Annotated in this window: 20 protein-coding genes and 1 pseudogene; 16 read left to right on the top strand and 5 right to left on the bottom strand. The window is 34.2% G+C overall.

From position 1 onward, the window contains the following. The first annotated feature begins 23 nt into the window (after positions 1-23). The 8 genes and pseudogenes from ACQKMV_RS06130 (at position 24) to ACQKMV_RS06095 (ending at position 7,540) form a co-directional block, all read left to right on the top strand. Entirely contained in the window at positions 24-2,180 is a 2,157-nt protein-coding gene (locus tag ACQKMV_RS06130) for an ATP-dependent helicase (protein ID WP_427502896.1), read from the top strand. Positions 2,181-2,434: 254 nt separating this feature from the next. Then, on the top strand, positions 2,435-2,863 hold the full coding sequence (locus ACQKMV_RS06125; RefSeq protein ID WP_427502895.1) for a hypothetical protein: 429 nt from the start codon (positions 2,435-2,437) through the stop codon (positions 2,861-2,863). Between the two features lie 719 nt (positions 2,864-3,582). Next, positions 3,583-3,969: a spore coat protein gene (locus tag ACQKMV_RS06120; protein ID WP_427502894.1), complete on the top strand. Its 387-nt coding sequence runs from the start codon at positions 3,583-3,585 to the stop codon at positions 3,967-3,969. A 350-nt stretch (positions 3,970-4,319) separates the two neighbouring features. After that, complete coding sequence (locus ACQKMV_RS06115) at positions 4,320-4,712, top strand: YkvA family protein (protein ID WP_427502893.1); 393 nt, start codon at positions 4,320-4,322, stop codon at positions 4,710-4,712. A 103-nt stretch (positions 4,713-4,815) separates the two neighbouring features. Further along, a pseudogene (locus ACQKMV_RS06110) lies at positions 4,816-4,929 on the top strand (helix-turn-helix transcriptional regulator); the annotation flags it as partial. Positions 4,930-5,221: 292 nt separating this feature from the next. After that, positions 5,222-6,127 carry a cation diffusion facilitator family transporter gene (locus ACQKMV_RS06105; RefSeq protein WP_427502892.1) on the top strand — a complete coding sequence of 302 codons (906 nt, stop codon included), beginning with the start codon at positions 5,222-5,224 and terminating at the stop codon, positions 6,125-6,127. 330 nt (positions 6,128-6,457) lie between these two features. Continuing rightward, entirely contained in the window at positions 6,458-7,309 is an 852-nt protein-coding gene (locus ACQKMV_RS06100) for an MBL fold metallo-hydrolase (protein ID WP_427502890.1), read from the top strand. Positions 7,310-7,399: 90 nt separating this feature from the next. Further along, entirely contained in the window at positions 7,400-7,540 is a 141-nt protein-coding gene (locus ACQKMV_RS06095) for a hypothetical protein (RefSeq protein WP_427502889.1), read from the top strand. Positions 7,541-7,972: 432 nt separating this feature from the next. On the opposite strand, the gene ACQKMV_RS06090 is transcribed toward ACQKMV_RS06095, so the two are convergent. Continuing rightward, positions 7,973-8,356, bottom strand: coding sequence for a hypothetical protein (locus ACQKMV_RS06090; protein ID WP_427502887.1), 384 nt, complete (start codon positions 8,354-8,356; stop codon positions 7,973-7,975). A gap of 795 nt (positions 8,357-9,151) precedes the next feature. Here ACQKMV_RS06090 and ACQKMV_RS06085 point away from each other — a divergent pair. Then, positions 9,152-9,472 carry an ArsR/SmtB family transcription factor gene (locus ACQKMV_RS06085; RefSeq protein ID WP_427502886.1) on the top strand — a complete coding sequence of 107 codons (321 nt, stop codon included), beginning with the start codon at positions 9,152-9,154 and terminating at the stop codon, positions 9,470-9,472. Then, positions 9,472-10,530 carry an ACR3 family arsenite efflux transporter gene (arsB, locus tag ACQKMV_RS06080; RefSeq protein WP_427502884.1) on the top strand — a complete coding sequence of 353 codons (1,059 nt, stop codon included), beginning with the start codon at positions 9,472-9,474 and terminating at the stop codon, positions 10,528-10,530. The genes ACQKMV_RS06085 and arsB overlap by 1 nt, the downstream gene beginning before the upstream one ends. Positions 10,531-10,539: 9 nt before the next feature. Here arsB and ACQKMV_RS06075 read toward each other — a convergent pair whose 3' ends face one another. Next, positions 10,540-10,632, bottom strand: coding sequence for an arsenic metallochaperone ArsD family protein (locus ACQKMV_RS06075; protein ID WP_427502882.1), 93 nt, complete (start codon positions 10,630-10,632; stop codon positions 10,540-10,542). Between the two features lie 885 nt (positions 10,633-11,517). Between ACQKMV_RS06075 and ACQKMV_RS06070 the strand changes: the two genes are divergently transcribed. The 4 genes from ACQKMV_RS06070 to ACQKMV_RS06055 all read left to right on the top strand — a co-directional run bounded on the left by ACQKMV_RS06070 (position 11,518) and on the right by ACQKMV_RS06055 (position 16,334). Beyond that, the gene (locus ACQKMV_RS06070) at positions 11,518-13,344 is read left to right on the top strand and encodes an APC family permease (RefSeq protein ID WP_427502881.1); all 1,827 of its coding nucleotides are present in this window, start codon (positions 11,518-11,520) and stop codon (positions 13,342-13,344) included. Positions 13,345-14,643: 1,299 nt separating this feature from the next. Beyond that, positions 14,644-15,006: a helix-turn-helix domain-containing protein gene (locus tag ACQKMV_RS06065; protein WP_427502880.1), complete on the top strand. Its 363-nt coding sequence runs from the start codon at positions 14,644-14,646 to the stop codon at positions 15,004-15,006. Beyond that, on the top strand, positions 14,984-15,721 hold the full coding sequence (locus ACQKMV_RS06060; RefSeq protein WP_427502879.1) for an ImmA/IrrE family metallo-endopeptidase: 738 nt from the start codon (positions 14,984-14,986) through the stop codon (positions 15,719-15,721). The genes ACQKMV_RS06065 and ACQKMV_RS06060 overlap by 23 nt, the downstream gene beginning before the upstream one ends. Next, the gene (locus ACQKMV_RS06055) at positions 15,711-16,334 is read left to right on the top strand and encodes a PIN domain-containing protein (RefSeq protein WP_427502878.1); all 624 of its coding nucleotides are present in this window, start codon (positions 15,711-15,713) and stop codon (positions 16,332-16,334) included. Before ACQKMV_RS06060 ends, ACQKMV_RS06055 begins: the two co-directional genes overlap by 11 nt. Before the next feature lie 136 nt (positions 16,335-16,470). Here ACQKMV_RS06055 and ACQKMV_RS06050 read toward each other — a convergent pair whose 3' ends face one another. The 3 genes from ACQKMV_RS06050 to ACQKMV_RS06040 all read right to left on the bottom strand — a co-directional run bounded on the left by ACQKMV_RS06050 (position 16,471) and on the right by ACQKMV_RS06040 (position 17,287). After that, positions 16,471-16,851 (bottom strand): tyrosine-type recombinase/integrase, encoded by a 381-nt coding sequence (locus ACQKMV_RS06050; protein ID WP_427502876.1) that lies wholly within the window; start codon positions 16,849-16,851, stop codon positions 16,471-16,473. Then, positions 16,838-17,008: a tyrosine-type recombinase/integrase gene (locus ACQKMV_RS06045; protein ID WP_427502875.1), complete on the bottom strand. Its 171-nt coding sequence runs from the start codon at positions 17,006-17,008 to the stop codon at positions 16,838-16,840. Before ACQKMV_RS06045 ends, ACQKMV_RS06050 begins: the two co-directional genes overlap by 14 nt. Positions 17,009-17,128: 120 nt before the next feature. Then, positions 17,129-17,287, bottom strand: coding sequence for a site-specific integrase (locus tag ACQKMV_RS06040; RefSeq protein ID WP_427502874.1), 159 nt, complete (start codon positions 17,285-17,287; stop codon positions 17,129-17,131). A gap of 482 nt (positions 17,288-17,769) precedes the next feature. Here ACQKMV_RS06040 and ACQKMV_RS06035 point away from each other — a divergent pair, with 482 nt between their 5' ends. Further along, complete coding sequence (locus ACQKMV_RS06035; protein ID WP_427502872.1) at positions 17,770-18,267, top strand: DinB family protein; 498 nt, start codon at positions 17,770-17,772, stop codon at positions 18,265-18,267. A 715-nt stretch (positions 18,268-18,982) separates the two neighbouring features. Continuing rightward, the gene (locus ACQKMV_RS06030; RefSeq protein WP_427502871.1) at positions 18,983-20,314 is read left to right on the top strand and encodes an erythromycin esterase family protein; all 1,332 of its coding nucleotides are present in this window, start codon (positions 18,983-18,985) and stop codon (positions 20,312-20,314) included. Positions 20,315-21,279: the final 965 nt, after the last annotated feature.

Raw genomic sequence — 21,279 nt, 5'->3', positions numbered from 1 at the left:
TTTTTTAGAACGGAGCAATTGATATGAATAGAGCGCAAAAAGCGTTTTTTGAGGAAAAGGAGCGTTCACTTGGCGTTCGTCTAAATGATGTGCAGACGCAGGCAGTGTTGCAAACGAATGGCCCGCTGCTACTATTGGCATCTCCCGGTTCAGGAAAAACGACGACAATTATTATGCGTATCGGCTATATGATTGAGGCGCTTGGTGTGAATCCTTCTCGCATAAAGGCTGTCACGTTTAGTAAGGCATCGGCCGGTGATATGAAGGAACGTTTTGCAAAGTTTTTCCCCCATTTGCCACCGGTTGATTTTTCGACGATTCATAGTTTAGCATTTCAAGTTGTGCGGCAGACACTTGAACGACAGGGCATTTCGTACGGCATCATTGAAGAATCGGACAAGCCTGGTGTTGTTTCAAAAAAACGAGTGCTTCGCGAGATTTTTGAACAATTAAATGGCTTAAAAATTACCGAAGATCAGTTAGACGAGCTACTGACGTACATAACGTTTATCAAAAATAAAATGCTACCAGAACAGGAATGGGCAATTGCAGAAGTAAAGGTGCCAAGAAAAGTCGAGATTTTACAGCGTTATGAGGAATATAAACGCACAGGTAGTGACCGTTTGTTAATTGATTTTGACGATATGCTATTAATGGCGAATGATATTTTCACGAAAAATCGAGAGGTGCTGGCGCAATTCCAACGCCGCTACGATTATTATTTAACGGATGAAAGTCAGGATACATCACCCGTTCAACATGCGATCATCGCGAAGCTTGTCGCAGTCCATCAAAATTTATGCGTCGTTGCGGATGAGGATCAGGCCATTTATAGCTGGCGCGGTGCAGAGCCTGATTATTTGTTGAATTTCCGAAAGATATATCCGGAGGCGCATGTTTTACTTATGACGCAAAATTATCGTTCATCAGCAACGATTGTAGAGCCAGCCAATATATTCATACAGCGAAATAAAAAGCGTTATAACAAACAAATGTTTACGGAAAATCCTGCAGCAGAGCCAATCTCGTTTAAAATCCTAGAGAATTACAATTTACAGGCCAAATATTTAGTGAACCAGTTGAAAAATCTGTCTAAGCGCGGCTCAACGGCTATTTTATATCGAAATAATACGTCAGCCATTCCGCTTATGGACGCGATTGACAGAGCAGGTTTGCCTTTCTATATGAAAGATTCCACGATTCGCTTTTTCACGCATTGGGTCGTGGAGGACATTATGAACTTCATGCGTCTAGCGTACAATACAAAAAATATAACGGTGTTTGAAAAAGTTTACAGAAAAATGAATGCTTATATTACACCAACGCAATTGAAGGCGCTACAGAAAGTGCCGGAAGATGGCTGTGTATTCACACAGTTGTTAGAGCATGTTGAGTTAAAGGATTATCAGCCTGAATATATTAAGCGAATTCGCAAAACGTATGATAGCATTCAATTTGATAAAACCACGCCAACAGCCATGCTAGAGCATATCCGTAATGACTTTGGTTATGAGCGTACCTTAAAAAACATGAGTGAGAAACTCGGTTTTAATTATGAAAATTTACTAGATATTGTGGATGTACTTGGTTTAATTGCTCGTCATACACCGACAATGACCGAATTTGCGGGTCGTTTGAAGCAGCTTGAAAATTTAGCACGCTCTTCTCATATAAAAAATGATTTGAATGCAATTACACTGACAACATTGCACAGTTCAAAAGGCTTGGAATTTGACCGTGTGTATTTGATTGACTTGATTGAGGGGATTATGCCTAGTGAGGCGGAAGAAGAATTCGAGGAAGAAACGCGACTCTTTTATGTCGGTATCACACGTGCGATTCGCCATCTGGAATTAATTTCGTATAATAGGCGCTTTAATACAAGTGTGATGCCATCGATTTTCATGAAGGAGTTAAAACAAATCGTCTCACCGCAGGAATTGCCAAAGAAAGCTCCGAAAAGTCCGAGGAAAGCACAAAAGCAATACCGTAATGAGCGGACGATTACAACCGAGTCAGCGTTAATCGTTGGCTCAAAAGTAAAGCATGTGATTTTGGGAGAAGGGGAAATATTAGCCGTTACGAGTAGCACGATGGAATTGTCATTTGCTACGGGGATTAAGCAGTTTCTGACAGAAACATGTTTACAGCAAGGCTATTTAGAAACGATGGAAGATTAAATGAAGCGTATTCGAGATTTTTTCGAATACGCTTTTATAGTAGTGCTATTTTGTAGGAGTTCCTTGATGGAAAAATAACCTGCTTTACTTCGTAATGTGTGTATTTAAAATTGAGAAAAAGAGAGTCAGTGTCTTAAGGCTGTTTATGTTTGACTGTTTTCTTATAGATTGTTGCTATCAAACAAACGAAGTAGGTTTGTGAATAAAAAGTAACAAGATACGAAGAATAAGCAGTAAACATAAATCAGAGGTGAGTGTTGATCATTAAACAATACTTAGTCATATTAGGAGTTTTATTTATTGTTATTACTTCTACGCAAGTTGTTAAATCAGAAACAATTCCAAAAGCAGAAGAAATGTATGTCACAACAGAGGACATTATTTTAGATATTGTATTCCCACATATTGATAAAAGAGTAATAAGTGAGTATGGGCAGAATACACTTTTTGATTGGCAATGGAAAGGAATTTTTGATATAACTTACAATGACAATCATTCCTATGATGTTACTGTAAAAATTGAAATCCCATCGAAAAATCTTGATGATGCTAAAGAAGATTTAGTTAAAGTAAGAATATCCCCATCCTGTGATAGTGACAAGATTAATAAGCTGAAATGTAAACACGGTTTCAAAATTGATATATTAGATTACAAACATTTATCTCAATTGCCTTCACACTGACCTGAGCCTATTCCACACCAACAAGTATCCATCTATCCCGTTCTCTAATAGTCTGAGCGCTGTAAATACTGAATAAGGTACTAAGATATAATTGAGGTAAATTTGATTAAATTAAAAAAGTTGATAAGGAGTATATCTCCTTATCAACTTTTTTATGTGCGCCCGGCATGTGCATGAAGTAGGGGGTGCAAGTTATGAAATTGTATAAAGGTGAAATTAAAATAACTAGTAAGAAGGGAACAGGGACGACTGTTGAAATGCATTTACCATTTAATAAAAGTGAATATTAAAAACTTAAATGGATCAATAAATTAGTGATTTTTTTGGATATTCGTAAACGTAGTGGATTATTATTTACTAATTTCCTCATATTGTTTATTAGTTTGCTATAGCTTGTGACGACACTGCGGCTTTTATATTTTAAATCTATTTTTCAGGCTATGAACTATACGAACAAAGCCACCACGACATATTAATAGTAATGTAAAGCTAATTTAGCCTTACACCTCCAAATTTTGTTACTAAGGGTCACTCCTATCCCTAGTGACCCTTTTATAGTTACTTTAACCCTATAGGATAGACTTCAGTCTAGAAACAGAATGGTTAATTATAAGTATTAAAAAATAATATTTACTATATCTTCACTCCACCTTCCTTATTGTCCAAACAATTGTATTCGATATGAATAACTTATTTATAGGAGAGGAGGTGAATATAAAATGGCATCATTTGAAATTGGAGCGAGAAGTCTTTTCAATTTTCGAAACGAACGCTTTTTCCTATTAGTTGAAGATGAAATTACAATTCCATCTCAAGGTGTGGAGATTGACCCAGTTAATATCTATGAGATTGACCAACAAACTTTCAACTTTATCAGAGATGAAGGAGATACACCTGTGATTCGACCAGTTATTACTCTTCCACCTGTACCACCTGGATTTAAATTAGAACGAAAATGTATTTTTACAGTTGATAATGCATACTACGTAATTTATGATTTAGAAAATGGAACAGATAACAATGTTTTATTAAGAATCGGTGCAGCATTATTTAACTCCTTGAGAAATTCTGGTGTTCGTGAATGTGTTCCACAAAATTTCATTTAATTAGATGGGTATATTATATATCCCCTCAATAATGGCTTTATATTTAACAAACGTCTTTACAAAAAACAAGCGATCAATTTTATTGGTTGCTTGTTTTTTATTTAGAAGGTACTTACGCATGTTTAACACTTCAAAATTAAACGGCTGAATTATTACTTAACAGTTTACAAATTCAACACACTGGTTGTTGTCCTTATTTTGATAAAGCGCTTCATCTATACAATTGTTATAAACTCTAAACATATTTTCTTTCCTTCTTTCTGACACGCTCCTCATATTGTTCATTATTTTTCATTTCCCTTTTTACTTTGATAACTTATACTTCATAGTAACGAAAGGGAAGATCTTCAGTGAACAACAGTTTAATATCAAAATTAAAAGCCTATGCAAAAAAATTAAAACAAAATTTATTTGTACTTTACTTGTCCTATAAAGACCCCAGAACACCATGGTATGCTAAGCTTGTAGCAATGTTCGTAGTTGCATATGCTTTTAGCCCCATAGATTTAATTCCAGATTTTATTCCTGTTATAGGATATCTTGATGATTTAATAATTGTACCTTTGGGAATTATCCTCGCTTTAAAATTAATTCCACCACATGTAATTGAGGATAATAAAGAAGCTGCAGATAAATTAAAACTATCTGAAAAACCAAAGAATTGGTTTGTTGGAATACTTTTTATAATCATCTGGATTATAATCGCTGCTTGGATTAGTAAAATTATTATTAAACATATTTAAAGAAATGTTCAGCAAGATTCCTCCTTCCTTGCTGAACATTTCTTTAAGATAACCATTCAATAGAAAGGTTGCCCAGAATGCTAGAGACAGATTAAGTTCAAAGGAGATTACCGATAGGCTTTATATTTCCTTAACAACTGTCAGAACAATTCTAAGAAATGTATACAGAAAACTAGACATTCATTCAAAAACCGAACTAGCTTCTAAGAAATTCTGATAAAAACGATTAAATTGGTGGCAGTAACATTTGCAATTTGTAATTACACTGTATTTGAAGGATATTCTGAAAGAGAAATTCACAGTAAATACGAGTTACTAATTTGGTCTGAGGCAACTTATTTTTATGCTCTAAATTTATTTAGTGATGGTAAAAAAGGTTGTTGTAGACCCACTCGATATTCGTCTGATATCATAGTTGAGTATTAATTTAAGGTAAAAGATTAAGGGCATTTGAGGAGAAATTCCTCCCTCATTTCTAGTTATACAACTCTTAATCGGAGGAGAAATAAATGGTTAGTGAAAGAGAACAAATTAGCAAAAAAGTTGCATGGATTGCACTTGTATCCAACCTAATTCTAATGATAGGAAAAATCTTCTTTGGTCTTTTTGGGGGAAGTGAGGCTGTTTTTGCAGACGGAATTCACTCAGGGGCAGATGTAGTAGCTTCAATTGCTGTGCTAGCAGTAGTAGGTATCTCTAATAAACCACCTGATAAGGATCATCCCTTTGGGCATGGTAAGGCAGAGGTTATTAGTGAAGCAATCGTTGGAATTATTTTGATATTAGTCTCAGTATATATCTTAGTAGAAGCAATTTTAGCATTTTTTGATAAACCCAGTGTACCACAGTACAGTGCATTGATTGCAGCAATAATTTCTTATATAGCGAAAGAAATATTATATAGATACTCCATAAAACAAGGAAAAAAATGGAATAGTAAGGCTATTATAGCGATTGCTTATGATCATAAAGGTGATATTGTTGCTTCCCTTGCAGCATTTATAGGAGTCCTATTAGCGATTATAGGAAATGCAATAGGATGGACATTTTTGTTATACGCGGACGCTATTGCAAGTGCTTTAGTAGCTTACTTTGTTTTTAGAATCGCAATGGAATTAGTAAAACCTTCTGTTGATGTTTTAATGGAAAAAAGCGTGGATCAAGATCTTTTAGACGGATATGAATCTACTATTCATGAATTTTATCAAGTAAAACGAATTGACAGACTCCGTGCAAGAGAACACGGTCACTATAAGATTCTAGACGTGCGTCTTTCACTTAATCATGATTTAACAATTAAGGAAGGCCATGATATCGCTCGTGATATAAAAAATAAACTATTAAATAAATATCCAGATGTAGGGGAAGTCCTTATTCATATAAATCCTTACTATACAGAACCTCTTCAAGAGTAGTAGTACCATTTTGTGCAGCCTGAACTAGTGACGCTAATCTCGATGCAGTTATTGCTTGTTTTACAGCTTTAATTACCACTGTATTCATGAATTGCGTAAATCGAATCATGTATTTTGATAAAAACAAGAAGCCTTCGAATTAAAGGCTTCTTGTTTTTTTATTGGCTAACTCTGATGGTCATGCAATTGTAGAGCACATTAGAAGTCCTGTTCAATTATGAAAGCACCCATTTCGGTTCATGCTCGATGAACCTTATACGAACAAATGGAAGCATTTTGGACAGACACATGGTTTATTTTGTTATAATTAACAGAAAAGGGAGGTATTATATGAAATTAACCGTTTTAGTAGATAATAACACTTTAATTGATCGCTACTTTTTGGGGGAACCTGGGCTTTCTTTTTTTATTGAAGAAGGTGATAAACGTATTCTTTTTGATACCGGATATTCTGATGCCTTTTTAAAGAATGCAGATAAAATGAGAATTGATTTAAGAAATCTCGATTACGTTGTCTTGTCGCACGGGCATGTGGATCATACATGGGGACTTACGCATTTAATTAGACTACATATGGAAGCAAAAAATGAAGAAATACTACACAATACGCCTAAGATTATTGGGCATCCATTGGTTTTTAACACTAAACTATTTGATCCTATAGGAGAGATAGGGAGTATCTTATCTCATGAAAAGTTAAATAGACACTTTCCAGTCCAGTTAACTAAAGAACCATTATGGCTAACTGATCGACTAGTATTTCTAGGGGAAATTAAAAGAATATTTGATTTTGAAGGAAAAGATTCTATAGGCCAAGTTGTAACAGATCAAGGGAATGTTAACGACTTCGTTTTGGATGACACAGCAATCGTTTATAAATCTTCAGATGGGTTAGTTATTATCGTTGGATGTGCACATTCTGGGATATGTAATATTATTGAATATGCCAAAGAGGTATGTCAGGAAGAGAGAGTAGTTGATATTATTGGAGGATTTCACCTATTAAATCCGACAAAAGAGCAATTAGACAATACAGTTCGTTATTTAAAAGATCTTAAACCTACTAAGCTTCATGCTTGCCATTGTACAGATTTACACTCTAAAATAGCTCTTTCGACAGCTGCTTATTTAGGAGAAGTTGGAGTAGGATTACAACTTTCCTATCTGGAGTTGGGGAAGTAAGTAAAGCACTATATAAATGCAATTATATTTCGTGTTACAATAGATTCGCAGCATCCAGCTGACTCCTTTTTAGGAAGGAGGTGTACTGCTGTGTCTTATCCATCACGCGTTAAAAAGGCCAAGGCTGAAACAAAAAAGAAACGTGAAAAAAGATTAGCCATCTTTCGTCACGCTACAGATTTATTCCGTTTTTTTGATACTGTGTATCGTCTTTTTCGGATGATGCTGTAAAAAACTTACGTTTCACCGCTTTGTCTAGCCAACAAAGCGGTGTTTTTTAGTAAAATAATCAAAAAAAGCGACTGGGAGCCACCCAATCGCCGTGTACTGCTGTAGATCCATCACGCATGAATCTTACTATCTTCATTGTATGCAAATAGCACAAACATGTCAATGAATTACTTTAATCTATGCAACAAAACTCCATTTTATGCATAGATATTATGGACAGCTAAAATTGACTTATTACAGTTTAGTATATATTCATAATTAATTCCGTTGAGGCCAATATTATTTTGGGATTTCTTATTAACAGCTATTATGTACTTAGCATAAGCATTTATGTTGAAAAAGGCATAGAAAAAATAACAACAATCTTTGTAAAATATTCTTTTCGTACAGATTGTTGCTATAATAGCCTTGATCAAATTTTGTAGAAGTAGTTTATTTTTGTTCTTGATAATGAATGGCCTCTTTAAATTCTTCGGTAGCTAGGATATTGTAAAACATATTTCTACTATTTACGTTTGCTATTGTCCCTGTAATTGTATGGTCTATCCATAAATAGTATTCCTCATCGTTAAGTTTGATCTTATATTGCGGAACTATTTTGTTATCTACTTCACCTAATTCTCTAGCTTTATTAAATGTTTTCTCTATAATTTTAATATCCTTCGCCTCTGATATTAATTGTAATGTGTCTGGTTTTTCTTCTTCGAAATTAATTAATTCTTGAATATTAATAGTCTTTGTTGTTTCTTTATTACTGTTACAAGCTACTAACCATATAGAAAAAATAATTAATATCAAAATTATTTTGATTTTCACCTCATCCTCACCACTTTTTCTCTAATCATTGAATTAAATATATCCCTATAATAAGTACTTCTTCACACTGTAAAAAAACACCTGCTTTATTCAAACACAAAATATAGAGAATATAAGATAGAATGCTTATTCCAAGAATTTGAATTGATCGATAACTTAACTGCTAGAGAAAATACCGTTGTCCATACATGCTGTAACTCCTAGAAAGCAAGAAGAGCAACTTCAAAAATTAACTAAACAATTTGATAGTGAGCCTGTAATTTAAGTCTCAGTTGTCAGGAAGACAGAAGCTGAGAGTCGCTGCAGCAAATGCTTTGATTTCAATCCAAACATTGTATTAGCAGGCGATGCCAACGGGAGCTTTGGATACAAAAAATGCAAAACCTTTTAATGGGTAGTTGAAGTATTCAAACTCTTTTCCACGCCAAATAATTTTAGTTTGCATAATATAAATACCTTAGTCACAACTTTCGAATTATCGGATGCTTCCCATAATTTATCATTCAAAAGGGGATTTTTCGTTTAAATAATGCTAATTATCGTTTAATGTAAATTTACGATAAGAATGGCAACTTTGCTAATTGGTACATAATTGATTTATTATTGAAATTATAAGCAATGATTACACTGTAAAGAGTCAAAATTTATTAGAAGAAATGGGTGAAGATCTGTTGCAATTATCATTCAATATGCATAATATAAGTGTATAGTTATATATTAATTTAATCACCTTTACTTATCGGTGATTTTATTTTAGATAAAACATAAGCAAATGATTATATAAGGAGAATAGATATGGAAAACACAATAATTGAAAAACAATTAAAAGCAGCAGCAGATTTGAATCGCATTAAATTACTTGCATGCATGAAAAATGGGGAGGTTTGTGTATGTGACTTTGTGGATGTTTTAGGTATTTCACAACCTGCAGTTAGTCAGCATCTTCGAAAATTAAAGGAGGCAGGCATTATTACCGAACGAAAGGTTGGTACATGGAAACATTATCGTTTAGTTGAGGAACAGACGACACTTATGAAAGGTATTTTAGAACAAATTGAGCCGTTAAAGGGTTGTAATTGTAGCTCGGACTGTACACAAATAGGGGATGAAAATTAATGGGTAATGAATCTTTAACAAAACAGCTCTCATTTTTAGATCGCTACCTTACTCTTTGGATTTTTGTTGCTATGGGTATTGGCGTTCTTTTAAGTATAACAATGCCCAATATCGGAGAAGCATTAGAATCCATGTCAGTTGGTACAACTTCGATACCGATTGCCATAGGGCTAATTGTGATGATGTATCCACCACTGGCAAAAGTAAAATATGAGGAAATGTGGCGTGTGTTTAAAGATTGGAAAGTTCTTTTACTTTCACTTTTCCAAAACTGGTTACTGGGTCCATTCTTAATGTTCTTTTTGGCCATTATATTCTTACGAGATTATCCAGAGTACATGGCTGGGCTCATTATGATTGGCTTAGCTCGATGCATTGCGATGGTAATCGTGTGGAATGATTTAGCTCGTGGAGATCGCGAATATGTGGCTGGTTTAGTTGCCTTTAACTCCATATTTCAAATCGTTACATATTCGATTTTTGCTTACTTTTTCTTAAATGTATTACCTGGTTGGTTTGGCTTAGTGAATTTTAATGTATCCATTTCCATGTGGGAAATTACGAAAAGCGTCCTTATTTACTTAGGAATACCGTTTGCAGCTGGATTCCTAACACGTTTAATAGGTATCAAAACAAAAGGGAAACAATGGTATGAGGAAAGGTTCTTACCAAAGATTTCACCCCTTACTTTAATTGCAATACTGTTCACAATTGTGATGATGTTTGCATTAAAGGGGGAGAAATTAGTGGAATTACCACTTGATGTTGTACGAATTGCTATTCCATTATTTATTTACTTTGTTGTGATGTTTGCAGTATCATTCTTTTCTTCTCGTAAAGCAGGTGCATCTTATCCTGTCACAGCAGCTCTTTCGTTTACAGCTGCTAGTAACAACTTTGAGTTAGCAATTGCTGTTGCTGTAGGTGTTTTTGGTCTTCATAGTGGTGTGGCGTTTGCTGCTGTTATTGGTCCACTTGTCGAAGTGCCAGTACTTATTGGACTTGTTTGGGTTGCCTTGCGTTGGCAGAAGAAATATTTTAAAACCATTAAATTATAGGAGTACTTTTTATGACAAACACGCTTTATTTCTTATGTACGATGGTCCATATAAGCCCGTAGAACAGCACATTGCTGGTTCATATATATGAATTTTTTTCATCTTATTTCAGCTCCTCAGCTACAAATTGTTCAATACGTTTGCCAATAGCATCACGTACACTTTGGAAAACAGCCCACTTTCAAAAGCTATTTAGATTTAATTGAAATTGAGGCACACGTCTAATAAGGCTTGTCCTTTAATTATCGAGCCAGTTAGTTGAGGAAAGTAAAAGCATATTTTTATAATTCAATTGAAGTTGTGAAGGATTAAACTTATGTTCGTTTTGGCATTCATTCTAATTTCAGTATAAAAAACGCTAACCGAAAGATTAACGTTTTATACATGATGGAAGGAAACACGGAAGTGTATCTGGTGTTTACTGTATTAGATTCAAAAAACACTCTCTAATTATGTAAGCCCGCACGTTTCTAAAGTAAGTCTGAACGCTAGGATTACAAAGGTCAGGAGCAGTTTTCTAATATGGAGTAGGAGTCGGAGGAGAACAATGGAAGGAGTCAATGTCTCTTAAAGCAATCGAATATTGATTCCATCTTCCACCGAAAAACCTGTAGCCATAAGCTCTTTCGTGTCCAATAGCAGTCAGAAAGAACCAGAAATTGTCACCATTTCTAAGCCACATATACGTGAAACGAAATATACAATTTTGAAGACCCCTATGATTCTGGCCATAGAAAGGCATTTCTTCCATATATCGCATAAGTGAAGATTCACCCCTTTTAAAATTAGACATATAGCCAGTTTATGCCTAATGTCAGAGCTTAGGTTGGATGTATGCCCTAAATAGTATGAACCGCCATAAAGACCTTGAATGGGCTAACTTGTAGACACTTTTTTATTCATGTAAAGATTTTGCTCTTTCTGGATAAATGACTGTTGATAAGGGAATATATAACCTATTCACACTATTTAGGCGGTGAGTAATTAATGATTTCATCCATAAAAAGGATTTTAATCGGAAGACCTTTGAAATCCAATGAATTAGGAGAACAGAAGCTTAACAAAACAAAAGCATTAGCAATCCTTTCTTCTGATGCTCTGTCATCAGTGGCATATGGTCCTGAACAAATTTTAATAGTATTAGTTACGGTCGGTGCAGCAGCATTTTGGTATTCAATTCCTATCGCAGTTGGCGTATTAATTCTCTTAACAGCTCTCATATTATCTTATAGGCAAATCATCTTCGCTTATCCTCATGGGGGTGGAGCGTATGTGGTTTCAAAAAGCAATCTAGGTGTAAATCCAGGCTTAATAGCTGGAGGTTCTCTATTGGTGGATTATATATTAACTGTTGCTGTAAGTATGTCTGCTGGTACTGATGCTATCACATCTGCCTTTCCCACCTTACATGGCTTTAACGTAGAAATTGCCATTGCTTTTGTGATTTTTATTACAATTTTGAATTTAAGAGGAGTAACGGAGTCTGCTTCTATATTAGCCTACCCTGTTTACTTATTCGTTTTAGCGTTGTTAATATTAATTGGTGTGGGTATTTATAATATTCTAACTGGAGGAGTTTCGCCCGAACTACACACCCCAATAGGTACACCTGTGTCGGGAATCAGTTTATTTATTCTTTTAAGGGCATTCGCTTCAGGAAGCTCTGCCTTAACAGGGGTAGAAGCCATATCGAATGCCATTCCTAGCTTTAAAGACCCAGGTCCTAATAATGCTGCTAAAACATTAATGGCAATGGGAGCCTTGCTTGCCATACTGTTTTCAGGAATCATATTTTTAGCTTATTATTATGGCATTGCTCCAAGTGGGGAGGTAACCGTTGTTTCCCAAATTGCTGAAAAAACTTTCGGACGGAATTTCATGTACTTTTTTATTCAAGGAACTACAGCACTGATATTAATCCTTGCTGCAAATACTGGTTATTCCGCATTCCCATTGTTGGCGGTTAATCTCGCAAAAGATAAGTTTATACCCCGAATGTTTCTGATGAGGGGAGATCGATTAGGATATTCTAATGGAATCATCATACTTGGAATTGCTTCTATCATTTTAATCATTGCTTTTCATGCAAAAACAGAGCATCTTATCCCACTTTATGCAGTTGGAGTATTCCTTCCATTTACTCTGTCTCAATCGGGGATGATGGTTAAATGGCTGCGAGAAAAACCCAAAGGGTGGATTCTAAAATTCATAATCAATACAACGGGTGCTGTTATTAGCTTCACAGTCACAATGATGTTCTTTATAACAAAATTCTCACAGGTTTGGTCAATTTTAATTTTTCTACCTATTATTGTTTTTATTTTTCATCGAATTAGAAAGCATTATGAAGCTGTTGGAGACCAACTTAGGCTCACAACTTGTGAATCATCTATGACCATCGAAGGTAATGTTATGATAGTACCTGTTGCTGGCATGACTCATGTTGTAGAAAATTCCTTGGATTATGCTAAATCTCTTTCTCCTGAACAAATTATTGCTGTATATGTTGCATTTGAAAGAGAAGACGAGCAGAAGTTTGAAGAAGAATGGAAGAATTGGCAACCTGATGTAAGATTGGTAACACTGCATTCTCATTACAGAAGTATCATCAATCCACTTACAAAATTTGTTGATATTGTAGAGCATAAGGCGAGGGAAGGGAAATATAAGGTAACTGTTGTCATTCCACAATTTATTCCTAAAAAAGGCTGGCACAATATTCTTCATAACCAATCAAGTTTACTTATTCGTGCCTTCTTGTTGTATCGGAGAGACGTAGTAGTAACAACTGTACCTTATCATTTAAAAAAATAAAAAACCGAGACTTCATGTACTTCCTTATTTAAATATTAATCTCAGTTATTTGCATAAATACGGGTTCCAAGGTATTTTTGATCAAACTATTTTAAAGCCACAATAATCTGTGGAAAATGATAAGGACGATCAAATAGTTGAATTTGTTGAGGAAATAAACGAGTAAATTATGTCTGTTATTTATCGATTATACGTTAAGACATTAAGAGCATTAGTTAATGTATAATTTGTTTGGACAATCATATCCATCTTATTTATTTGAAAAAATGAGCTGTCTGGACATTCTTATCCAAAATGTCTGTAGATTCTTGTCCATATACAATATAAAAACACTTACAAATACGAATAATTCCATGATAAAACCAGAAGAAGTATTTTAATTAACTAAAAAAATATAAAGTTTTTTTGAATCACAACCAATGATAACCCCATTCTAATTTAGAATGGGGTTATTTTATTAAAGACATATGTGCAATGCTGATAAAGAAGTAGATATCCATAAGATACAACAGCATTTTTTCAAATTATATTTGTAATGGTTGTTTGGACAATATACAGGAATTGTCCCAAAGTATTGTCTCAAAATAATGTCTAAATTAAAGTGCTAAACTTCTGAAAGATAAACGTGCAGCATACTTGTCTGGATATCCTACATCTGAACAAATTACTTATTTTGCAAGTCGGTTTGACAAAGTAACAGTTGAAATCGCAAAAGAGCTTTTGGAAGATTATTGTGATGTTCTAAATGTAACTGATAAAGACAGTTTCATTACTAAAGTTATAAAGGTTGTTAATATCTAAAGTTTCTATAGAACACTCTAAGAAAAATAAAAGGTTTATTCAAGTGAAATAACTCAACCTTTAACTAATTACATAAAAAAGTAACCGCTGAGGACATGTGGTTACTTTTTATTTTTTCCTTTGATAAATTCGTATTAAGTTGTAAGGATACTTTTAGGAATGTATTAATGGTTACCCGAATATATATAATACGATTGATATAGATAGAGGTAGGAGAACAAAGATTTGTAGACGTCTACAAAATAATGTACAATAAGTGTAGACGATTATTAAGCACTATTATAAGTATAAGAACTAAATTACATGTAGAGTAAAGAAATGATTTAAGTTTGAAGAGAGCAATTCATATCAATGGTTAGAAGAGGAAATGGACAAAAGTAAATCGCTTATTGGATATATATTGAAGGAGAACGAATTCTTAAACCGGAAAGAATTGAATTTATAGCTATAAAATTCTGAACAATAAGTGTAGAAGATTTATGGGGGATTAGGACTAATATGAGTAGAACGAATGAGATAGTTATAAGTAGAGTAAAGAAATGGTTAGAGTTGGAGGGTAAGTCATATCAATGGTTAGCTGAGCAAATGGACATTAGTAAATCACTTGTTGGATTTATATTGAAAGGAGAAAGAACTCTTCAACCTGAAAGAATTGAACAATTAGCAAAAATAATGAACATAACACCAAAAGAACTAATGCAACCTGAAGTTATAAAAGAAGATAAATTAACTGTAAATTTAAGAGGAGAATTAACTAATCGTCGATCACGTAGAGAGCTGGACTCTTTACTATTTGCAATTAATGACTATATTGGATTAAAAGAGCAGGTGACAAATCTTGAACCGAAAAGAACAAGCTGAAGAAATTGCGGAGAAATTCGCAACAAGTTTCTTACAAGATGAGTATGGGCAAGAACTATTCACTGGTGGTCAAATAGAAAAAATTTTAGCTGAAAAAGCGAATATTATATATCAATACGTAGAAGATGAGAAGTACTTCGGTGCAGCTATTACACATGATAATGGAGAACAATTTATTGCCGTAAACACATACCATCCGTTAAGAACAAGGTATTTCACCGTTGCTCATGAATTGTGGCATTTAACTAACATTGTACCGTTTGATCCGGATTTTGATCATGAACGTGCTGCAGATCGATTTGCAGCTGCGGTAATGCTTCCTAAAACGTTAGTTAAAAAAATGTGGGATAGATTTTTAGAAATGTCAGATGAAGAAAGCTCTATAATTTATCTTTCAGATTTTGCACAGGTGCCATATTTGACTACGGTTCGAAGAGTCAAAGAACTAGGATTAAAAATGACTAAATCATTGGAAAGTACAGATGAAAAATATTGGATAGAAAAGCGGACTGAACTAGGGTTACCATATGCGTATTTAGATGAATCTGTGAAAGAAACGCGATTTAAGGCTTATGAAAATGTCGTTAAACAAAATGTAGAACATGTTGGTTTGGACAGTTTAATTGCCGCAAATAAATTGGCTAAGTTTGCTCCCCAACAAGCAAAGCAGTATCAAGAAATGCTGTCTATGGGGGTAGATGATTGTGAAACGTAAAGGTAAAGTATTCATAGACGCAAACATATTAATTGCTGCAACAGATTACAAGATAAAAAATGTGTTCGAATGGATTGATGCATTATATGATGAAGTCTATGTACACCAAATGGTGTATGACGAGCTTTTGTTAAATGAGGTCAAGCAAAATGTTGATAACAAATTAACAAACGATTGGATACTATTTGATCCTGATGATGAGTCAACACTATCTGATGACATGTACGAAATCTATGAGCGCTACTTAGATGACGTAAAACAAGGTTTTTCAGATTTAGACGAAAAGAAAGAAAAGGAAGGTCGGCCCTTAAAACATACAAACGATCTAGGAGAAATTCATAGTTTAGCAGCAGCCATGTTATTAGGGGCTTCCATCATATTCAGTAATGATTATGATATCCTAGAGGTTATACATGATTCAGAATTATGTATAACAATAGATGAGGATAAGAAAAGTGAACTCATTCAGCATGATTCGTTAGTGGATTTCTGTTTCTATTTGATTAACTCTGAAATTGAATCTAAAGCAATTGTCCGTAAGTTTTTAAAGGCCATTCAGAAACATAAGGTTGAAGATTTGGACGAGCGTTTGAACAAAACGTTTAATAAATAAATTGGCTGATAAATTTGTTTTATTGAAAAAATTCGCTTTTAAATTTTCGCTTTAGAAGTGGGTTTTTCTTTTTATACATAAATGTAAACAAGAAGAATGAATTCAAAACGGTTCAAAAAAGCAGATGGAGATGGCATTAGTTTTGAAAATTACAAAAACATGTATGTGTATAGACTTGAGTTGATGTAATACTTTCATGGCCAAGTAGTTCTTGAAGTGTTCGTAAATCAACGTTTTCTTTATTTTGCTGTAACATCAACGTTGCAAAAGTATGCCGTAAGTGATGTAGCATGAAGCGGGTAGGTGGGAGACCAGCCTTTTTCAACACATCTTTAAAGATGACATGTAAACCACGCGGATCTAATGCTTTGCGATTTTTATTTAGGAAAACAGGTTCTGATGGATAAATTTGATAGGATTTTAAAGAAGCTTTATAGGATGCCAGAAGCGGCATTAAATGTGGATGAAGGGGCAATATCCGTTTTTTTCCCTTTTCCATCAATTCAAATCGTTTCATTTACCAAATCAACTTGTTCCCATGTTAATGAAACAAGTTCAGAACGTCTTATACCTGTTGTTGCTAATAATTTAAACATTAGCTCATTCCGCATCGAAAAACGCGATTGGGCGCGTTCTAAATAGTCAAATAGCTGCTTTAGATCCGTTAATGTCATATAGACAGGAAGTTTATCATCGGTCTTTGGCGATTCAATCCCGCGCGTAAAATCATTAGCAAGGTAGTGTTCTTTTAAACAATATTTAGCGAACACCGAGCGAGGTTTTTTTTAATGATCCTAATAGATATAGGATAAAGCGACGTACTTGGGTCTTGGTAATCTCATTAAACAGGTTGAACAGCCATGGTCCGTTAAAAAGGTTAAAAAGAGCTGTAAATCGTATTCATAACTCGTAACCGTATTTTCCGAGTAATTTTTTTCAATCTCAATATACATACAAATTCGTCAATGGCAGCATGTAGTTGCAAGTATAAAACCTCCAGATATACAGATATTATGGGTAGTTAACGTATCCAAGTCCTCCTCCACGCAAAATAATTTTAGTTTACATAATATAAATACATTGGTCAAAACTTTTTAATTATCGGATGTTTCTTATAATTTTCAAAAGGGGATTATTCGTTTAAATAATGCTAATTATCGTTTAATGTAGATTTGGCCAATATTAATAAAAATTATTCAAAGAGTGATGAACTTAGCTAGGTGTTACAGATTCACGATACAAACTGACCATTTGATCTTTTGGGGTAAAAGTATTATTTAAGCAAATATGAAGTGTTTAAACGAAAGACTACTAATTGTGAAGAATTGTACTGGCAAAATAGCGCAATATCATACAAATCCTAGTCCGTTAACCAGAGAGCTTTCTACTCGAATGGAATTTATAGTATGCTAACCATAAGGAGGAGAGGAATTTTATGGTTAAACAATTGATCATCGGCGACGCAAGGTTTGAACTGGCTACTACGCGTCGCGTTCTAGAACGCTTGCCTGAGGAGCATATGTCATGGAGGCCACATGAGAAATCAATGACACTCGGCGGGTTGGCCACGCACCTGATCAACCTGCTGAACTGGCAAATCGCGATTTTTCAGTACGCGGAGTTTGATCTTTCGACCGTTCCGCTACGAAGGGAGCCTTTGGAAAAACGATCTGACGTTATGGATGAGTTTGACGCAAACGTCGGCAAGTTTGAAAAGTTGCTCGCCGAATGTGACGAAAAAACGCTCGGCGAAGAATGGACGCTACGCCATGGTGACCATATCATCCGCCGTGAGCCGAGAGCTATTGCGCTCCGCACCTACGGATTAAACCACATGATCCACCACCGGGCGCAGCTCGGGGTATACTTGCGCCTACTTGATATTTCGGTGCCAGGCATTTACGGTCCCTCGGCCGACGAGGAAGCCAAATGAACTAGATTCTTGATTCGATAAGTGTTACGGACTTTTGTAATGAATACTTGAAGAGTCGAACATACAAATTTGTATGTTCGACTCTTTTTTACACTATATATGCACGACGATCTTAGTAACAACTTGATTAAATATAAGATCAAATACATTTCGGGAGATTCAATTACCGATATACAAGAAACTAAAGCGACGGCCTTTTTCAACGGTGTTACAATTCATAACGACCTTACCATTTGTATACTAGTTCGGACCTAAGTCTGAAGACAGGGAATGTAAACATATTGTATATATGCATCTGCCATCTTGAAAGACCAAGATTAATTCCATCTGCCAAAATAGCTGCGAATAATACAGCTTTATCCTTTGGCTACGTTTGGGTATGAAGATGAACAAAATATTTACTTAAGTTCTAAACTTTCTTATTTAGAAAGTATGACGTTTTTTTGTAATAAAGTTTAAAGGTTTAAAAAATGACTAACTTGAGCATTAAGCATGCAAAATGAATAGCAAAATAATCTGCCCTTTTTATTTTTGGATGGAAGATTATTTTGTTTGTTTAATTGATATGAGTAAATTAAGGATTTATTAAGAATCTATTAAGAAATAAGTGAGTTTTAGGAACTAGAATAAATTAGTGAGAAGAGAATTAATGATTTAAACGGAAAGCTCTTAGACCATGTCAAAAAACTAATAATAAGTATTTTAGGAGGTTTTTATGAAAAAGAAAATAATTATTGCAATGGGTGTTTTTGCTTTAACACTGACTAATTTTACAGGAAGTACTTATGCAAATCCGAAAACAGAAGTTTCTGTTTCAGCTCCCAACTATACAAATCAAATAGAGGAATGGCTAGAAGTGCATGCAAAGCCTTTAAAAACGACTAATCCAACTGCATCTCTTAATGATTTAAAACCGCTTAAGAATATGGTAGGATCAGCTTCAATCGTAGGTTTAGGTGAAGCTACGCATGGGGCTCATGAAGTTTTTACAATGAAACACCGCATTGTTAATTATTTAGTATCTGAAATGGGCTTTACCAACTTAGTTTTAGAAGAGGGATGGGACAGAGCTTTGGAAATTGATCATTATGTTCTTACTGGTAACGGGAACCCGAGCCAACATCTATCACCTGAATTTAACACGCAAGAAATATTAAATCTAATTAACTGGATTCGACAATATAATGCTGATCCAAAACATAAATCTAAAGTGCGTGTCATTGGGATGGATATACAATCAGTAAACAAAAATATTTATAATAATATAATAGAATATATAAAAAGGAACAATCCCGATCTTGTGCCTAGTGTAGAAGAGAAGATAAATGGCCTTATTCCTGTAACAAAGGATATTAATACCTTTGGCGACCTTACGAAAGAAAATAAAGAAAAATATATTTCAGACGCTAAACAAATCAGTGCTTTGTTAGAACAAAATAAAAGTAATCTAAATGGAAAATCCAAAGAGTTCGCATGGATAAAACAAAATGCCCGTATTATTGAGCAGTTTACTACAATGTTAGCATCAACTCCTGATAAACCATCAGATCTTTTTTTGAAACATGATATTGCAATGTATGAAAATGCGAAGTGGTCAGAAGAACATTTAGGAAAAACGATTGTATGGGGACATAATGGACACGTTTCGAAAACAAATATGATTCCTTTTATATACCCTAAAGTAGCTGGGCAGCATTTAGCAGAACATTATGGAAAACGGTATGTATCTATTGGAACATCTGTTTATGAAGGACGATATAATGTATATAATAGTAACTATGAATATGGCCCATATGGAACATTAAAATCAGATGATCCAAACAGTTATAATTACATCTTTGGACAAGTCAAAAAAGACCAATTTTTTATTGATTTACGTAAGGCAAACGGAGTGACAAAAACTTGGTTAAACGAACAACATCCAATTTTTTCTGGAATAACTACCGAAGGCCCTGATATACCAACAACTGTTGATATATCATTAGGTAAATCATTTGACATACTTGTTCAAATTCAAAAAGTGAGTCCATCTCAACTACTTCAATAAATCTGTAATAATGTGGCTAAACAAGATGTAGTATTGATAGTAATGTAGGTGACAATAGAGTTGAAAATGTTAGTCATGTTATTCCATTACAGGAACAATAAACGGAATAAGGATTGTTAAATTAAGAGGTATAATATACGCATCCACCAACTTTAGGATCTATTTTAGCTTGTTCAAGGAGGAACTACTCAATGGAAGTGAACACTATAGTTTTAATAGGGAATCTGAGACTTGAGTTAGATAATAGGATTTTTTAAAAGTCAGTCATTTTTATGAATGAGTGACTTTTTTTAATTATTACTAAATGATGGTTATATTTTTATTCAGATACACCGAAATATGGACCCTTTGCAAATTTTTCATTAGTGACCATTTGTTTTGAAAAGACAAGGTAAATTTTATTTCCATGACATCCGAAAACACGGAAGGCTTTTATTATGCGCTGTGAGAGCGATTGAGATGGGCAACGGTACGTGTTACTCAATCTCGATTCACTTTATAGTGTCATTTCAAAAAAAAGGTAAATTAACAATTTTAATTGAGGAAAAATAGAAAACATTAAAATCTAAACTTTTTTGACATTGAAGTAAAGATTAGACTCAAATTGTAAGTGGACATGAATCTACGGACACCCGAAAAGTCATTAAACAATAGGAATTATACTTCAGAAGCATCGTTTGGAAAGAAAGAGGAATGAAGTGATAAATATAGTTAGAGACGATTGTTTGCAAATACTGCCAGATGACAAAAAAAACGAACTATTACACTTAAAAAATATTTAAATATTCGTGTTTTAAATATGAAAGTGCTATTCGTCCATCGGCTGGATACTTCATCGATTGAATAAAACACGAATGATATATGTAAAGTTAACTAACTAATAAAGACTGTTTTTCTCAAAAATAGTTGTTTTCTTGACCGAAGAAGGCAATCGTCACTTATTTTACTAAAAATACTTTAAGTAT

The sequence above is a fragment of the Lysinibacillus sp. NPDC094403 genome (genome assembly GCF_050278745.1).
Taxonomy (GTDB): Bacteria; Bacillota; Bacilli; order Bacillales_A; family Planococcaceae; genus Lysinibacillus.
Note: the sequence above shows the minus strand (reverse complement) of the source record. Positions and strands in the feature narration are given on the sequence as shown.

What these genes read in the sequence shown, in the direction of transcription:
- ACQKMV_RS06130 (WP_427502896.1), top strand. Translation starts at nt 24, where the DNA reads ATGAATAGAGCGCAAAAAGCGTTTTTTGAGGAAAAGGAGCGTTCACTT.
- ACQKMV_RS06120 (WP_427502894.1), top strand. Translation starts at nt 3,583, where the DNA reads ATGGCATCATTTGAAATTGGAGCGAGAAGTCTTTTCAATTTTCGAAAC.
- ACQKMV_RS06105 (WP_427502892.1), top strand. Translation starts at nt 5,222, where the DNA reads ATGGTTAGTGAAAGAGAACAAATTAGCAAAAAAGTTGCATGGATTGCA.
- ACQKMV_RS06100 (WP_427502890.1), top strand. Translation starts at nt 6,458, where the DNA reads ATGAAATTAACCGTTTTAGTAGATAATAACACTTTAATTGATCGCTAC.
- ACQKMV_RS06085 (WP_427502886.1), top strand. Translation starts at nt 9,152, where the DNA reads ATGGAAAACACAATAATTGAAAAACAATTAAAAGCAGCAGCAGATTTG.
- arsB (WP_427502884.1), top strand. Translation starts at nt 9,472, where the DNA reads ATGGGTAATGAATCTTTAACAAAACAGCTCTCATTTTTAGATCGCTAC.
- ACQKMV_RS06075 (WP_427502882.1), bottom strand. Translation starts at nt 10,632, where the DNA reads ATGAAAAAAATTCATATATATGAACCAGCAATGTGCTGTTCTACGGGC.
- ACQKMV_RS06070 (WP_427502881.1), top strand. Translation starts at nt 11,518, where the DNA reads ATGATTTCATCCATAAAAAGGATTTTAATCGGAAGACCTTTGAAATCC.
- ACQKMV_RS06065 (WP_427502880.1), top strand. Translation starts at nt 14,644, where the DNA reads ATGAGTAGAACGAATGAGATAGTTATAAGTAGAGTAAAGAAATGGTTA.
- ACQKMV_RS06050 (WP_427502876.1), bottom strand. Translation starts at nt 16,851, where the DNA reads ATGAAACGATTTGAATTGATGGAAAAGGGAAAAAAACGGATATTGCCC.
- ACQKMV_RS06045 (WP_427502875.1), bottom strand. Translation starts at nt 17,008, where the DNA reads ATGACATTAACGGATCTAAAGCAGCTATTTGACTATTTAGAACGCGCC.
- ACQKMV_RS06040 (WP_427502874.1), bottom strand. Translation starts at nt 17,287, where the DNA reads ATGTATATTGAGATTGAAAAAAATTACTCGGAAAATACGGTTACGAGT.
- ACQKMV_RS06035 (WP_427502872.1), top strand. Translation starts at nt 17,770, where the DNA reads ATGGTTAAACAATTGATCATCGGCGACGCAAGGTTTGAACTGGCTACT.
- ACQKMV_RS06030 (WP_427502871.1), top strand. Translation starts at nt 18,983, where the DNA reads ATGAAAAAGAAAATAATTATTGCAATGGGTGTTTTTGCTTTAACACTG.